The organism is Streptomyces antioxidans (assembly GCF_000968685.2).
Taxonomy (GTDB): Bacteria; Actinomycetota; Actinomycetes; order Streptomycetales; family Streptomycetaceae; genus Streptomyces; species Streptomyces antioxidans.
The window spans coordinates 120,954-135,564 of record NZ_LAKD02000029.1 but is presented as its reverse complement, the minus strand read 5'-3'; the positions used below and the strand labels follow the sequence as shown (position 1 = coordinate 135,564).

The following is a 14,611-nucleotide window of genomic DNA, read 5'->3' as shown; positions in this document are numbered from 1 at the left end:
GGAAGATCTCACTGGGTCTGTGATTGCTTGGATCCGTTGAGGACGATCTGGTCCCGGGTGACGGTGGACAGCGGCAGCCCCCACTGGCCGAAGATCTTGGCGTAGGTGCCCGAGTCGTACAGCTTCCGCATCGCCTTGACGATCACGGGCGCGAGCCCGGAGTCCTTCTTGGCCTGGATGCCGTAGATGGCCGTCGCGGCGGGCAGGTCCAGCATGTCCTTGAGCTCAAGCGTCTCGAAGCGGTCGTGGGAGTTCTGGCTCACCGAGGTGTTGGAGGCGCTGGGCGCGGCCACCGCCTCCACGCGCTTGCTCTGCAGCGCCAGCGAGGCGGCGGGCAGATCGGTGTAGAGCTTCACGTCCACCGACGGCTTGCCCTTCGCGGCGCACCGCTTGTTCTGCGCCGCGAGCACGTTCTGGGTTCCGGCGCCCTTCTCGACGCCGACCTTGTGGCCGCAGACCTCGAGACCGTTCTTGGGACGGAAGGAACCGTCCCTGAGCACCATCATCGTCACACTGCTCTGCGCGAAGTCGGCGAAGTCCACCTCCTTCTGACGCTCGGTGAAGTCACCGGAGGGCGCGCTGAGGTCGATCCGGCCGGACTTCAGCCCCGGAATGACCGCGTCGAAGTTGGTCCGCTCCACCTTGATCTTGATGTCGAGCAACGAGGAGAGCTGCGCGGCCAGTTCGGGCACCAGCCCGGTGATCTTCCCGTCGGACTCGAAGGTGACATACGGCGCGTACTCGCTGACGCCCATGATCAGCGTCTTCTTGGTGTAGGCGGTGGGCACCTCCCCGGCCAGCGCGGCGTCCCTGGGCTCGGGGGCGAGCGTGACCGCCGGAGCGCTCTGGCTGTCCTTGCCGTCGTTGGGAGTGTCGTCCACCGAGCAGGCCGACAGGCCCAGCGTCAGCGAGGCCAGCACGGCGCATACGGCGACATGGGGACGGTTGCGCATGGAGGGCTCCATTCGGGGAGGTGGGGGGTGTGCGGAGGGCGGGGACCGGTCAGTGGCCCCAGACGGTCTCGGCGACGCGCCGTACGTTGCCCCCGGCCAGCTTCGCCACGTCCGCTTCGGAGTAGCCGCGGTCGAACAGCCACCGGATCATATTGCCGACGGCCTCCGCGGGGTTCTCACAGCCCCGTACGTACTCGACCTCCTCGTGCGGCGGCAGTTCGGAGGCCTTGCCGTCGTGCGCGTCGTCCTTGCCGAAGAGCGGGGCGAACGTACGGTGCCAGGCCGTGTGATCGCCGAAGTTGGTGTCCGGGCCGAAGGCCACGTGGTCGATGCCGACCAGATCGATACAGCGCTCGATGTGCTCCATCACCGAGTCCAGGCCGTGCCGGGGGTGCCGGGCGGTGATGGTGGTGTGCGGTGCCGCCTCGACGCCGATGAACCCGCCGGACCCGGCACAGGCCCGGATCACATCGTCGGGCTTCATCCGCGGGGTCGGCCACAGCGCCCGGGACCCGGCATGGGTGATCACCACGGGGGCGGTGGAACGGCGCACGGCGTCCAGGGCCGTGGCGTCCCCGCTGTGCGAGACATCGACGATGATCCCGAGGTCGTTCATCCGGCGCAGCGCCCGGCGGCCGAGCAGGGTCAGACCGGTGTCCCCGGTGTCGGCCAGCCCCGAACCCAGCTGGTTGCTCTCGCTGTAGACCAGGCCGAGCAGCCGTACGCCCAGGCCGTAGAGGAGATCGAGCCGGTCGACGTCATTGCCGATGGGGGAGGCGGACTCCAGGGTCAGCACCACCCCCACCTGGTGCCCGGCCCGCGCCCGGTCGGCCTCCTCGAGGGTGTGGACGGGCGCCACCAGCCGCTGATGGGCGAGGTCCGCCCGGCGCATGGCCAGATCGCTGACCGTGTCGTCCCAGTCCCAGGGGGCATGGGAGCGGATCATGCTGACCGCGGCCGGGCCGCCGTCGAAGAACAGGTCCACCCCCGAGTGGGCGATGCCCTCGTACGGGATCGACTCCCGGCCCTGGCGGCGGTACGCGGCGAAGTCGCCCGGGTCGGCCGGGCGCAGTGAGAGGTGGTCATGGGCGGAGACCACCGGATGGCGCTCCTCGAAGTCCCGCGCGCGGACCTCGACTTCCCGGCTCCAGGTCAGTGCGGACCCAGGGACCCGGCCCAGCGCGGGCGCCAGCTCGAAGGCGCGGTAGTCCTCCCCGGCCTCCAGGTACTGGTACGAGCGGTAGGAGTCCCACAGCTCCAGGCGGCGGGCGGTCTTGGCGGGCAGGGGGAGTTCGGTGCTCATGGGCTGACCTTCGACAGGAACGTGCGGGTCCGTTCGTGCGCGGGAGCGCGCAGCAGCGCGTCCGGGGTGCCCTGCTCGACGATCCGGCCGTCGTCCATGAAGACGATCCGGTCGGCCACATCGCCCGCGAAGCGCATCTCATGGGTGACGACGACCAGCGTCATGCCGTCGCGGGCCAGGGCCTTGATGACGCTCAGCACCTCCTGCACCATCTCGGGGTCCAGGGCGGAGGTCGGCTCGTCGAAGAGCATCACCTTGGGCCGCATGGCCAGCGCGCGGGCGATGGCCACCCGCTGCTGCTGGCCGCCGGAGAGCTTGTCCGGATAGCTGTCCAGCTTGTGGGCGAGCCCCACCCGGGTCATCAGCTCCACGGCCCGCGCGTCGGCCTTGGCCTTGGAGAGCCCGAGCACCCGGCGCGGGGCCTCCACGATGTTCTCGCGGGCGGTGAGGTGCGGGAACAGATTGAAGCTCTGGAACACCATGCCCATCGCCGAGCGCTGGGCGGCCAGTTCGCGGGCGCCCAGCTCATGCAGGGTGCGCCCGCGCAACTGGTAGCCGATCACGCTGCCGTCGACCACCACCACGCCCTGGTCGGGCACTTCCAGGTGGTTGACACAGCGCAGCAGGGTGCTCTTTCCGGATCCGGAGGGACCGATCAGGCAGACCGTCTCACCCCGGTGGATATCCAGGGAGATGCCGTGCAGTACCTCGGTGCCGCGGAACGACTTGCGGATCCCGCGCAGGGAGACGATGGCCTGCGATTTCATTTGCGATGCCGCGGTCATACCGAGTGCTCGATCCTCTTCGCTTTCCCGGCCTTGTCGGCCGAAATGAGGGTGTGCCGTCCCAGACGTCGCTCCAGGCGCTGCTGCAGAAGAGTAATGGCGCCGGTGATGATCATGTACCAAATTGCGGCCACGATCAACAGGGGAACCGTCTGGAAGTTCTTGGCGTAAATCAGCTGCACCGAGTAGAGCAGGTCGGCCAGGGTGATCACGCTGACCAGGGAGGTGGCCTTGAGGAGAGAAATCAGCTCATTTCCCATCGGGGGGACGATCACCCGCAGCGCCTGGGGAAGGGTGACGCGGAAGAAGATCTGAGCCGGCGTCAGTCCCAGCGCGGACGCCGCCTGGTGCTGTCCATCGGGCACGGCCAGCAGCCCGGACCTGATCAACTCGGCGATGTAGGCGGTCTCGTGGAGGGTCAGGCCGATGATCGCGGCGGTCAGCGGACCGATGACGCTGTTCGAATCGAAGGTGACGAAACGCGGCCCCCAGGGAATGCCGAGGGACAGCGTCGGAAAGAGTGCCGCGAGGTTGTACCAGAAAAGCAGCTGCACCAGCATCGGAATGCTGCGGAAAACCCAGATGAAGGCTGCGGCGACCGTGGACATAAGCCGGGAATCGCCCATGCGCATCAGCGCGACTATCGTGCCGCTCACCAAGGAGAGCGCCATGGTCGCCGCGGTCATTCCCAGGCTGACCCCGATGCCCTTCAGTACCCGGATCTCAAAGAAGTATTTGCCGACGGTTTCCCACTCGAAACGAGGGTTGGTGAATATCGTGGTCACCGCCATCGCGGCCAGTACCAGCACGATCGCATTGGCCACCAGAAGTCCGGGACGCCGTCGCTTCGCGCGTTTGAGCACGGACGGCTCGGGTAGAGCATCGACGTTCAGGACCTTGGTCATGGCATGCCTTCGGACGGTCGGGTCGCGGCAGAATTACCGCATCCTAAAACCGCACCCACCGGCGCCCCGCAACAGTTGACACAGAACGGTCAACCGTAAACGGGGGAATGTGTCCGTCCACCCGGAGCGGCCGGGCGGACGGACTGACGCGCGTTGGCGGAGAGCGCTCCGCCGGGCCTACAGCCCCTTTTCGAACGGGAGCGGGCCGATGGTCTCCGGGTCGGCCGAGACATCGAACAGCGGGGTGTAGCCGGTGGCCAGATACAGCCCCCGCGCCTCCGGCTGGCGGGGCCCGGTGGTGAGGTAGATCCGGCCGTAGCCGCGCTCGGCGGCCGACCGCTCGAGCTCCGCCACCACCCGGCGGGCCAGCCCGCGCCGCCGGTGGCCCGAGTGCGTCCAGATCCGCTTGAGCTCCGCCGTCCGCTCGTCATACCGCCGGTAGGCGCCCCCGGCGACCGGCTCACCGCCCTCCAGCAGCAGAAGCAACTCCCCCTGCGGCGGGGCGAACTCCTCGGCCGGATAGCGGCTCAGCTCACTGTCGGCGGCCCTGCCGTAGCGGGTGGAGTACTCATGCGCCAGCTCGCGCAGCAGTGGTTCGACCCGTGGATCGTCCACGGTCACCCCGACCACCGTCAGCTGGGGCGGGGGCTCGGCCACGGAGGTCATCAGCGCACCGCCGCGAGGGTCTGCGGGCCCCGGGCCGCGCGCTCGGCGTCCCGCTTGGCGACCTCTTCGCGGACGATCGGGATGACGTGGCGGCCGAAGTCGATCGCGTCGCCCAGCAGGTCGTAGCCGCGCGCGGAGAGGATGTCCACGCCCAGGTCGTAGTAGTCCAGCAGCGCCTGCGCCACCGTCTCCGGCGTGCCCACCAGGGCGTTGGAGTTGCCCGCGCCACCGGTGGCGGCGGCGGTCGGGGTCCACAGCGCCCGGTCGTAGCGCTCGCCCGCCTCGGCGATGGAGAGCAGCCGCTGTGAACCGGTGTTCTCCGGGGCGCCCCTGCGGTGGTGGCGCACGGTCGTCGCCTCGCCCCGCTCCTTGCGGGCGCGGATGGCGTCCACCGTGCGGTGGGCCTTCTCCCAGGCCAACTCCTCGGTCGGGGCGATGATCGGCCGGAACGCCACCTGGATCCTCGGCACATCGCTCCGCCCGGCCGCGGCTGCGGCCGCCCTCACCGCCGCGATCTGCTCGGCGGTCCGCTCCAGCGGTTCGCCCCACAGGCAGTAGATGTCGGCCTCGGCGCCGCCGGCCGCGTAGGCCGCGGGGGAGGAGCCGCCGAAGGAGACGCCCGGGCGCGGCCGCTGGACCGGGAAGACGTCGCTGACGAAGTCGTGGAAGCGGTAGTGCTCGCCCTCGTGGTCGAAGGGCTCATGGGTGGTCCAGATCTTCTTGACGATCCGTATGTACTCGCGGGTGCGCGCGTAGCGCTCGTCCTTGGTGTGGGTGTCGCCCTCGCGCCGCTGCTCGTGGTCGTTGCCGCCGGTGATGAAGTGCACCGTCAACCGGCCGTCGCTGATCTGGTCGAGCGTGGCGAACGTCTTCGCCGCGTATGTCGGATAGGAGACGTTGGGCCGGTGGGCCAGCAGGAGCTGGAGCCGGTCAAGACTGGCGGCTATGTACGCGGCGGCGGGCGCGGGATCGGGCGATCCGGAGCCGTAGGCGAACAGCACCCGGTCCCAGCCGTGGTCCTCATGGGCCCGGGCGAGCCGCAGGGTGTACTCCTTGTCGAAGGCCGCGCCGGAGCGCGGCCCGGTCTCGGAGCCGTCGTTGGTGGCGGCGATGCCGAGGAACTCCACGGGCATGGGGTGACCTTTCGGAGGGCGGAGAAGCCGGGGAAGGGGGAACGCGGGAAGCGCCGTGGGCCCCGGAGAGTGGCTTCGGTGCCGGGGCTGACGGCGCGTCGGGCGCGGGGAGCGACGGGCGAGGGCCCTGGATCAGAGGAGGGCGGCCGGTCGGACGGCCCGCTGCCGGGTCAGCCGGAACAGGAGGCGGACCACACCCGACCGAAGTCGATGTGGTCGCGGGTGACCAGGGGCAGCTCAGTCCTCACTCGCATCATTCAGCACCGCGGGGGCCCGTTCCGTCAACCGCTGTCCAGATGATGGCCCGTATGCGTCCTGTCCCGACAAAACCCCCGTATTCCAACAACTGGGGCTCCACCCCGGACCTCGGGGGTCCGGGGTGAAGCCCTTGTCACCGGGCACCCCGGTAGTCCGTAGGTCAGCGGCCCGCCACCGGCTCCGCCGTGCCGGGCCGCTCCGGGGCGTCCGGGGTGGCCGTGAGCCGGTCAGGACGGCGGCCCGGCAGCAGCGAGGCGACCGCGAGCGCCAGCAGCGCGCCCCCGCCGCCGATCGCGAAGGCGGTGCGGAAGCCATCCAGGGACGGGAGCTGGACGGGTCCGAACGCGGTGGTCATATGGGCGAGGACGACGCCGACCACCGCACTGGCGGTGGAGGTCCCGATGGACCGCATCAGGGTGTTGAGGCCGTTGGCCGCGCCCGTCTCGGACACCGGCACCGCCGACATGATCAGCGCGGGCATGGCGGAGTACGCGAAGCCGATCCCGGCGCCGATCACACACGAGATGACCACGATCTGCCATACGGCGTCCATCAGGAAGATGCCCGTGCCGTAGCCGACGGCGATCACCCCGGCGCCGAGCATCAGCGATGTCTTGGGGCCCGAGGTGGCCGTGATCCGCGCGGACAGCGGGGAGATCGCCATCATCACCAGACCGGACGGGCCCAGGCACAGACCGGCGGTCATCATCGACTGGCCCAGTCCGTACCCCGTGGCCTCGGGCATCTGCAGCAGCTGCGGCAGCACCAGCGACATCCCGAACATCGCGAAGCCGATGACGATGGAGGCCAGATTGGTCAGCAGCACCTGACGGCGCACCGTGGTGCGCAGATCCACCAGCGGCCCGCTCACCCGCAGCTCCCAGCGGCTCCACAGCAGCAGGACGACCACCGCCGCGGCGAACAGCCCGGTGGTGGCGCCGCTCGCCCAGCCCCAGTCGGCGCCCTTGGAGATGGCCAGCAGCAGACAGAGCAGCCCGGCCGACAGTCCGACGGCACCCACCAGGTCGAACCGCCCGCCGCCGCGCACCGGGGACTCCGGTACGAGCGCCAGCACCAGCGCGATCACCACCGTGCCCAGGCTCGCCGAGACCCAGAACAGCACGTGCCAGTCGGCGTGTTCGGCCAGCACCGCGGCCCCGGGCAGGCCGAGGGCGCCGCCCACGCCCAGCGAGGAGCTCATCAGGGCCATCGCCGAGCCGAGCCGTTCGGCGGGCAGTTCATCGCGCATGATGCTGATGCCCAGCGGGATCACGCCTGCGGAGAAGCCCTGGAGCGCCCGGCCGACGATCATCGGCGTGAGGGTGTCGGAGAGTGCGCACACCACCGATCCGACCACCAGCATCGACAGGCTGAGCAGCAGCGTCCGCCGCTTGCCGTACATATCGCCGAGCCTGCCGAGGACCGGGGTGGCCACGGCACCGGCGAGCAGCGTCGCGGTGATCGCCCAGGAGGCGTCGGAGGCCGAAGTGTGCAGCAGCCCGGGAAGGTCCGGGACCAGCGGCACCACCAGGGTCTGCATCAGGGAGACGACGATCCCGCCGAACGCCAGGACGGCGACCACCGGACCGGAGCGCGGCGGGTGGGCGGTCATCGCCGCTTCGGGGGCGTCGGGGGTCGGAGATGAGGAGGTCACGGTGGTCCTTCGTCGGGGCAGGGCCGATTCGCTTCGGTGCCGCAGCGGTGTCGAGAGTGCGGCAGCAGTGTCGCATAATTTTGCGTAACAGGTACGTCAAATATGGCCGCCCCGGTCGCCGCCCGGCTCCCCGGCCGTGTCCCGGTAGATCTCCCGCAGTTCCCGCTTGAGGATCTTGCCGCTGGGATTCTTCGGCAGCGCCCCGGCGAGCCGGACGAACTTGGGCACCTTGAACCCCGCGAGCCGCGCCCGGCAGTGGGCGACGATCTCCTCGGCGGTCACCTCATGGCCCGGTTTGGCCACCACCACCGCGGTCACCGCCTCGATCCAGTACGGATGCGGCACCCCGAACACCGCGACCTCGGCGACCGCCGGATGGGCGTGGACGGCCTCCTCCACCTCACGCCCCGAGACGTTCTCCCCACCGCTGTTGACCATGTCCTTCTTGCGGTCGACGATCGTCAGGAACCCCTCCTCGTCCAGCACCCCCAGATCGCCGCTGTGGAACCAGCCGCCCCGGAACGCCTCCGCGGTGCGCTCGGGGTCCCGCCAGTAGCCGAGCATGGTGTGCGGGCCCCGGTGCACGATCTCGCCGACCGCGCCCGGCCCCACCGGCCGGTCCGCCTCGTCCACCACCCGCGTCTCGACGTTCAGCGCGGCCCGCCCCGCCGAACCGGCCTTGCGCTCCTGGTCGGCCGGGCCCAGCACGGTCGCGATCGGGGACATCTCGGTCTGGCCGTAGAAGTTGTGGAGCGCCAGCCCCGGCAGCCGCCCGCGCAGTTCGGCCAGCACCGCGACCGGCATCGGCGCCGCCCCGTAGTACCCCTTCGTCAGCGACGACAGATCGCGGGTCGCGAACTCCGGATGGCGCAGCAGCGCGATCCACACCGTGGGTGGGGCGAACAGCTTGGTCACCCGCTCCGCCTCGATCGTGGCCAGCAGCGTCGCCGGGTCCGGACCCGGCAGCACCAGACAGGTGGCGCCCAGCTGGATGTCGGGGGTGAGGAAGGCGTGCAGCTGGGCGCAGTGGTAGAGCGGCAGCGCATGGATCTCGACATCGTCGGCCGACATCCCGCCGTCCACGATCGCCGTCTGATACTGCGCGATCAGATTGCGGCTCGTCATGATCGCGCCCTTGGGGCGCGACTCGGTCCCCGAGGTGTACATCAGCTGTACCGGATCGTCGTCCGCCAGGGCGGGATCGGGCACCGGATGCCCCCGCTCCGCGCCCAGCGCGGCGAAGTCCTCCCACCCCTCGCGCCCGCCTCCCAGGGCCGCGCGGAGCGCGATCCGGGGCGGCGCGGCCTCGGCCAGCGCGCCCTCGGCGACATCCAGCAGATCCGCACCCGCGATGATCCCGACCGCTCCCGAATGGTCCAGGACATACGCCACTTCGGACGTGGTGAGCATGAAGTTGACCGGCACCGACACCGCGCCCAGCCGGGCCAGCGCGAAGTACGCCACCACGAAGCCGTGGGAGTTGCGGGCGAAGAGCACCACCCGGTCTCCCCGGGCGATGCCGCGTACCGCCAGGGCCCCGGCCGTCCGGCTCACCAGCGCGTCCAGCTCGCCGTAGGTCTGGCGCAGCGGGCCTTCGACGACCGCCGTCCTGGCGGGCAGCCGGGCCGCGGTGCGGGCCAGCAGATCGGCGATGCCGTGGCGGCGGGCGCGCACGATGTCCACGGGCAGGTCGGATGCGGTCATCGTGAGGTCTCCCGGGGGCTCGGACGGGCCGGACAGGGCGTCACGCTGACACGGCGCGGGGCGGCGTTCAAGGTCTCGGACGGCGACGAGACTGCTCACGGTGTCAGCGGCCACGAGGCCCACGGCCCCGTACGGCCCCGGGTTCCACGTGCCGTACGGCCACGAGCGGCGCCCGAGCGGCCTTGCGTAGCCTTGGGGCCTGGCACGACGGGGGCGAGCGAAAGGACACCGGATGGCCGGCACCGCGGAGGGGACCGTCCGCAGGGGACGCGGGCGCCCACCCCGTCTGTCGCGTGAGCAGATCGTCCGCAGCGCCGCGGAGCTCGCGGTCCGCGAGCCGGAGACCGCGCTGACCGTCAAGAGGGTCGCCGAGGCGGTCGGCTCCGCCCCCATGGCGCTCTACCGCTACTTCCCCGATCGCGATGACCTCCTGCAGGCCGTCGCCGACCGCGTCCTGGCCGAGGGCCAGCATAAGGACCCGCCGGGGGACACCTGGCAGGAGCGGCTGCGCGCCTGGATGCACGGCAGCCGCGAGTATCTGCTGCCGTACCGCCAGCTGCTCCCCTATATGGCCGCCACCCAGCAGCCCGCCCGGATCTCCTCCATGGTCACGCTCGCCCGGATGCTGCGCCCCCTGAAGCTGACCGAGGACGATCTCGCGCTGGCCCTGGCCCTCATCGGCTCCACCGTCATCGGCCACGCGGTCTACGAGACCCACCGGGGCCCGGTCTCCGCCCACAAGCTGGATGCCCTGGCCGAGGCGCTGGCCCGGTACCCCCAGGACGAGCGGGAGGCGGTGGCCCCGCTGCTGGCGCGGCTGCCGCGGGCCCAGAGCAGGCTGTACGACGTGGTGGTGGACCGTACGGTGGCCGCCGTCGAGGCGCTGGCGGCGCAATGACCCGCCCCGGGGGGCGCGCCCCCGGAGCGGGTCATCAGCATGGGCCGAGCCGTGCGGCTAGCCGGTGCACTCCATGGATGCCGGGTCCGCCGCGTCGCGGATCAGCGCCTGATGGGCCTGGCGCAGCCGCTTCACATCGGGCTTGATCTCCTTGCGGTCATAGGTGAGCAGCCCGTTGAGCTCGCCCTCCACATCCGTGATCTGGGTGTAGACGGCCCCGCTGCTGCCGTTGCACGCGACCAGCCCGCGCACCTTGTCCAGCAGCTTCAGATACTCATCGGTGTACTGGTCCTTGTCCACGCCGACATAGGTGTGCTGCACGGGCCAGGCATGCCCCGGGACGGCCAGGCCGAGGCCGCCGTACTCGCCGGTGACCCCCGCCCGTGAGGCGTCCGGGCGCGGATCGCCCGGCCCTGGATAGGCGTGGATATCGGCGAGGTCGCCGTTGCCGGTGTCGTTCCAGCCGCTGGCGCCGTTGATGAGCCGGGTGGGGTCCCAGCCCTTCGCGAGCTCGGGCACCTTCGGGCCGCCGTACTGGCCCCAGCCCTCGTTGAAGGTCACCCAGGTGGTGATCGACGGACTGCTGATGTGCTGGTCGATCATCCGCTTCAGCTCGTGCTCGTACTGCGCCTGCGCCTTCTCGGACGGGGTGACCGTGTTCATCGCGGGCATGTCCTGCCACACCATCAGGCCCAGCCGGTCCGCCCAGTAGTACCAGCGGTCGGGCTCGACCTTGATGTGTTTGCGCACCGAGTTGAAGCCCATGCTCTTGTGCATCTTCAGGTCGTACGCAAGGGCCTCGTCGGTCGGCGCGGTGTGCAGGCCGTCGGGCCAGAACCCCTGGTCGAGGGTGGCCATGGAGAAGACCGGCTTTCCGTTGAGCACGGTGCGCCGCTTGCCGTCCACCTCCTTGACGGCGATGCTCCGCATGCCGAAGTAGCTCTCCACCCGGTCCGCCGAGGCGCCCCGCCCGACCCTCACCTTCAGCCGGTACAGATGCGGATCGTCGGGGGACCACAGATGCGGGGAGGGCACGGGGACGGTCAGCGGCTTTCCGGTGCGCCCGGTGGCGGTGCCGACCGCGCGCCGCCCGTCGTAGGCGGTCGCGGTGACCGGGACCCCGTCCCGGACCCCGCGGACCTCGGCGGTGAGGGCCTTGCCCGGAACGTCCGGGGTGAGCTTGAGGGTGTCCACGTGGTCGCTGGCGACCGGCTCCATCCAGACGGTCTGCCAGATCCCGGAGGAGGGGGTGTAGAAGATGCCGCTGGGGTCGAGGCGCTGCTTGCCCATCGGCGGGTTCTCGCCGTCGGCCGCGTCCGTCGGGTCGTAGACGCCGACGATCAGCTCCTGGGTGCGGCCGGGCCGCAGGGCGTCGGTGACATCGGCGCTGAACCGGTCGTAGCCGCCGCGGTGGCCGGCCACCCGGGTGCCGTTCACATACACCTCGGCCTGCCAGTCGACGGCGTCGAAGTTCAGCCGCAACCGCTTGCCGTCGCCGACCTTCCAGCCGTCCGGGACGGTGAAGGTCCGCCGGTACCACATGCGGTCCTCGTGGCGCTCCACCCCGGAGAGCTCGGACTCCACCGGGTACGGCACCAGGATCCGCTCCTTGAGCCGCTGCCCGACCGGGGGCTTCTGGCCCTTCTTGGCGGCGGCGAACTCCCAGCTGCCGTTGAGGTTGCGCCACTGACCACGGGTCAGCTGGGGGCGCGGGTACTCGGGGTGGGCGTTGTCCGGGCCGACGTCCTTGGCCCAGGGCGTGCTCAGCTGGTACGTCGACTCGTTACCGCCGAAGGAGACATACGGGTCGATGGCGCCGTCGCCGTCCTCGAGACCGCCCTCGCCGTCGTAGCGCACCACGGCCTCGCCGCCGCGGCCCACCACCGGCTCCTTCAGGGAGAGCAGCAGCCGGGACGGATCGGCCGCGTCCAGCCGGACGCGCCCGAGCGGCCACTCCGCGCCGCCGATGACGGCGGACAGGTGCGACACCAGATCGGCCGGGGGAGCGGTCAGGGGCCGGGCGAAGTCCAGCAGCAGCGTCCGGCCGTCGGGCTGGACGGCGCTGGCCACCGGGCCGTCGTAGTCGAAGTCGGCGGGCAGCCGGAAGGCGGACGCGGGCACGGGCGCCTTGGCCGCGCCCGGCGGGGTCCAGGACAGATGGAAGTTGGAGCCGCCGTAGTGCTCGAAGTACTCGACCTTGATGTCATACGCCTTGCCCGCGGTGAGCTCGACGGGCTGGGAGGTCTGCTCCTGATCCCAGTCGTCCACCCAGTGGTCGATGACCGGTTCGCCGTCGATCCACAGCCGGAAGCCGTTGTCGGCGGTGATCGAGAAGGTGTGGGCGCCGGAGCGCTCCGGTGTGATCTGGCCGGTCCAGCGGACGCTGACGTCGTCGGACCGTCCGGTGGTGGCCTGCAGCCGCGGATCCAGATTGGCGAAGTCGAGTGCGGGGTCGAGGCTGGTGGCCTTCAGCTCGTGGAAGTCGAAGGCCCCCGGGGCGGACTGGAGGTAGTAGTCGCCGCGGAGGCCATGGACGACCGGGGGGTCGTCGGAGGGGGTGTCGGCCGCGGCCGGACCGGGCGCGGTCAGCAGACCGAGCGCACCAAGCGCCAAGGCCACGGTCGCGACCACGGATCTGGCGAAAGATGAACGGAAACGCACATGTCCTCCTTGCTGGAACAGCCCTAGTGGCTGCTGCTGGGACAAGTGGGGCGCCGCCATTGCGCCAGCTCCAACAGAACCTGTCAATAGTGAACGCAAGGCAACAGCACGGCTGTTGGATGCCGAGCCTTGACGAGAATGCGCTTTCTCCCTAGCGTGCGGTTCATAGATGTGACTGATATTCAACGAGCTGCACTGAGGAGGCCCGTGATGGGGCGACAGATCGTGGTGTCGGGCGGCGGTACGGGCATAGGGCTGGCGACCGCGGAGACCTTCGCCGCGGAAGGCGACCGGGTGGTCATCCTCGGCCGCCGCGCCGAGGTGCTGCGCGCCGCGGCGGACAAGCTCAACGCCGCCCACGGCGCCGGGCTGGTCACCTGGACCAGCGCGGACCTCAGCGACCCGGAGCAGACCCGGCGCGCCGCCGAGTTCATCACCGCGGACGGCGGGGGCGGTGATGTCGATGTCCTCGTCACCAACGCCGGAGGCAATGTCGCACCCTCCAACGACGGCACCCTCAAGGGCATCGCCGGTCAGTACCAGCGGAACTTCGAGGCCAATGTGCTGACCGCCGTACTGCTCACCGAGGCGCTGCTGCCCCACCTCACCCGGCCCGGCGGCCGGATCGTCCACCTCTCCTCGGTCGCCGCGCTGCGCGGCCCGGGGTCGTACGGCGGCACCAAGGCCGCCCTGCACACCTACACCTTCGAGCTGGCCAGGCGGCTCGGCCCGGAGGGCGTCACCGCCAACGCGGTGGCCCCCGGCTATGTCGAGGACACCGAGTTCTTCGGCGAGCGCGGCACCCCCGAGTTCATCGCCCAGCAGATCGGGCAGACCCTCACGGGACAGCCCGGGACGCCCGTCGAGATCGCGGCCGCCATCCGCTATCTGGCCTCCCCGGAGGCCGCGTATGTCACCGGCCAGGTGCTGCACATCAACGGCGGCGCGCAGTACGGCCGCTGACCCGGCCTCACCCCGCACCCGGGGCGGGAAACGGGATGCGCGCTAGGGCCGTACGGCCCTGGAGCGAGGGCCGCGCAGCCCTCCCGCCGCATTCCGGCCGTGGTCCACCCTGGTCCTCCACACAGGTGGGGGGAAGACGGACGGACGGCCGCGCCGAAGGAGCCAGCTCGCTGACTCCAAACCATCTTCGGACGCGGTCGCCCGTCCGTCTTGCGTTTCCACAGCTCCACCACGCACCAACGCAAGGGGGGACTCATGTCCACACACACCGCCCGCACCGGCGCGGCGCTCGCCGCCGGCTGCGCGCTCGCCCTGCTGTACCCGGCCACACCGGCCGGTGCCGCGGGATCCGTACACCTTTCCAAGATCTACTACGACTCTCCCGGCACGGACAGCCGGAGCAACGCCAGCCTCAACGGCGAGTACGTCCAGATCAAGAACTCCACCTCGCGCGGGGTCAGCCTCAAGGGCTGGGTGCTCGTCGACGCGAGCAACCACAAGTACACCTTCCCCGGCTACACCCTCGGCGCGGGCAAGACCGTGACCGTGCGGACCGGCTCCGGCAACGACACCTCGGCCACCAAGTACCAGGACCGCCGGGCGTACGTCTGGAACAACGACCGCGACAAGGCCACCCTCCGCAAGACCGGCGGCTCCACGGTCGACACCTGCTCGTACAACAACAGCCGGGTCGACTACAAGAACTGCTGAGGGCGCGCCGCGCGGGG

Annotated in this window: 12 protein-coding genes; 3 read left to right on the top strand and 9 right to left on the bottom strand. The window is 70.5% G+C overall.

Annotated features, from left to right (window positions below):
* Window positions 1-8: 8 nt before the first annotated feature.
* The 8 genes from VT50_RS12260 to VT50_RS12225 form a co-directional block, all read right to left on the bottom strand.
* Window positions 9-953 carry a transporter substrate-binding domain-containing protein gene (locus VT50_RS12260; protein WP_046085871.1) on the bottom strand — a complete coding sequence of 315 codons (945 nt, stop codon included), beginning with the start codon at window positions 951-953 and terminating at the stop codon, window positions 9-11.
* A gap of 49 nt (window positions 954-1,002) precedes the next feature.
* The gene (locus tag VT50_RS12255; protein ID WP_046085872.1) at window positions 1,003-2,256 is read right to left on the bottom strand and encodes a dipeptidase; all 1,254 of its coding nucleotides are present in this window, start codon (window positions 2,254-2,256) and stop codon (window positions 1,003-1,005) included.
* Window positions 2,253-3,041 (bottom strand): amino acid ABC transporter ATP-binding protein, encoded by a 789-nt coding sequence (locus VT50_RS12250; protein WP_063893212.1) that lies wholly within the window; start codon window positions 3,039-3,041, stop codon window positions 2,253-2,255. The genes VT50_RS12255 and VT50_RS12250 overlap by 4 nt, the downstream gene beginning before the upstream one ends.
* The gene (locus tag VT50_RS12245; protein ID WP_053048537.1) at window positions 3,038-3,946 is read right to left on the bottom strand and encodes an amino acid ABC transporter permease; all 909 of its coding nucleotides are present in this window, start codon (window positions 3,944-3,946) and stop codon (window positions 3,038-3,040) included. The genes VT50_RS12250 and VT50_RS12245 overlap by 4 nt, the downstream gene beginning before the upstream one ends.
* A gap of 177 nt (window positions 3,947-4,123) precedes the next feature.
* Window positions 4,124-4,612: a GNAT family N-acetyltransferase gene (locus VT50_RS12240; RefSeq protein WP_046085874.1), complete on the bottom strand. Its 489-nt coding sequence runs from the start codon at window positions 4,610-4,612 to the stop codon at window positions 4,124-4,126.
* A complete protein-coding gene (locus VT50_RS12235; protein WP_046085875.1) occupies window positions 4,612-5,745 on the bottom strand; it encodes an LLM class flavin-dependent oxidoreductase in 1,134 nt (377 codons plus the stop codon). Before VT50_RS12235 ends, VT50_RS12240 begins: the two co-directional genes overlap by 1 nt.
* 418 nt (window positions 5,746-6,163) lie before the next feature.
* Window positions 6,164-7,615 carry an MFS transporter gene (locus tag VT50_RS12230; protein WP_046085876.1) on the bottom strand — a complete coding sequence of 484 codons (1,452 nt, stop codon included), beginning with the start codon at window positions 7,613-7,615 and terminating at the stop codon, window positions 6,164-6,166.
* A 138-nt stretch (window positions 7,616-7,753) separates the two neighbouring features.
* Window positions 7,754-9,361 carry a fatty acyl-CoA synthetase gene (locus tag VT50_RS12225; RefSeq protein WP_046085877.1) on the bottom strand — a complete coding sequence of 536 codons (1,608 nt, stop codon included), beginning with the start codon at window positions 9,359-9,361 and terminating at the stop codon, window positions 7,754-7,756.
* 232 nt (window positions 9,362-9,593) lie between these two features.
* Between VT50_RS12225 and VT50_RS12220 the strand changes: the two genes are divergently transcribed.
* Window positions 9,594-10,259, top strand: coding sequence for a TetR/AcrR family transcriptional regulator (locus tag VT50_RS12220; protein ID WP_046085878.1), 666 nt, complete (start codon window positions 9,594-9,596; stop codon window positions 10,257-10,259).
* 57 nt (window positions 10,260-10,316) lie between these two features.
* Here the strand turns inward: VT50_RS12220 and VT50_RS12215 are convergent, their stop codons facing one another.
* Entirely contained in the window at window positions 10,317-12,920 is a 2,604-nt protein-coding gene (locus VT50_RS12215) for a glycoside hydrolase family 2 (RefSeq protein WP_046085879.1), read from the bottom strand.
* A gap of 210 nt (window positions 12,921-13,130) precedes the next feature.
* Between VT50_RS12215 and VT50_RS12210 the strand changes: the two genes are divergently transcribed.
* Together VT50_RS12210 and VT50_RS12205 are read left to right on the top strand one after the other, a co-directional pair.
* A complete protein-coding gene (locus VT50_RS12210; protein ID WP_046085880.1) occupies window positions 13,131-13,883 on the top strand; it encodes an SDR family NAD(P)-dependent oxidoreductase in 753 nt (250 codons plus the stop codon).
* A gap of 255 nt (window positions 13,884-14,138) precedes the next feature.
* On the top strand, window positions 14,139-14,594 hold the full coding sequence (locus VT50_RS12205; protein WP_046085881.1) for a lamin tail domain-containing protein: 456 nt from the start codon (window positions 14,139-14,141) through the stop codon (window positions 14,592-14,594).
* The last annotated feature ends 17 nt before the right edge of the window (window positions 14,595-14,611 follow it).

Bases quoted from the DNA above. Each gene is read 5' to 3' on its own strand.
- VT50_RS12205 (WP_046085881.1), top strand. From the start codon at position 14,139: ATGTCCACACACACCGCCCGCACCGGCGCGGCGCTCGCCGCCGGCTGC.
- VT50_RS12260 (WP_046085871.1), bottom strand. From the start codon at position 953: ATGCGCAACCGTCCCCATGTCGCCGTATGCGCCGTGCTGGCCTCGCTG.
- VT50_RS12230 (WP_046085876.1), bottom strand. From the start codon at position 7,615: ATGACCGCCCACCCGCCGCGCTCCGGTCCGGTGGTCGCCGTCCTGGCG.
- VT50_RS12225 (WP_046085877.1), bottom strand. From the start codon at position 9,361: ATGACCGCATCCGACCTGCCCGTGGACATCGTGCGCGCCCGCCGCCAC.
- VT50_RS12255 (WP_046085872.1), bottom strand. From the start codon at position 2,256: ATGAGCACCGAACTCCCCCTGCCCGCCAAGACCGCCCGCCGCCTGGAG.
- VT50_RS12240 (WP_046085874.1), bottom strand. From the start codon at position 4,612: ATGACCTCCGTGGCCGAGCCCCCGCCCCAGCTGACGGTGGTCGGGGTG.
- VT50_RS12245 (WP_053048537.1), bottom strand. From the start codon at position 3,946: ATGACCAAGGTCCTGAACGTCGATGCTCTACCCGAGCCGTCCGTGCTC.
- VT50_RS12235 (WP_046085875.1), bottom strand. From the start codon at position 5,745: ATGCCCGTGGAGTTCCTCGGCATCGCCGCCACCAACGACGGCTCCGAG.
- VT50_RS12210 (WP_046085880.1), top strand. From the start codon at position 13,131: ATGGGGCGACAGATCGTGGTGTCGGGCGGCGGTACGGGCATAGGGCTG.
- VT50_RS12250 (WP_063893212.1), bottom strand. From the start codon at position 3,041: ATGACCGCGGCATCGCAAATGAAATCGCAGGCCATCGTCTCCCTGCGC.
- VT50_RS12220 (WP_046085878.1), top strand. From the start codon at position 9,594: ATGGCCGGCACCGCGGAGGGGACCGTCCGCAGGGGACGCGGGCGCCCA.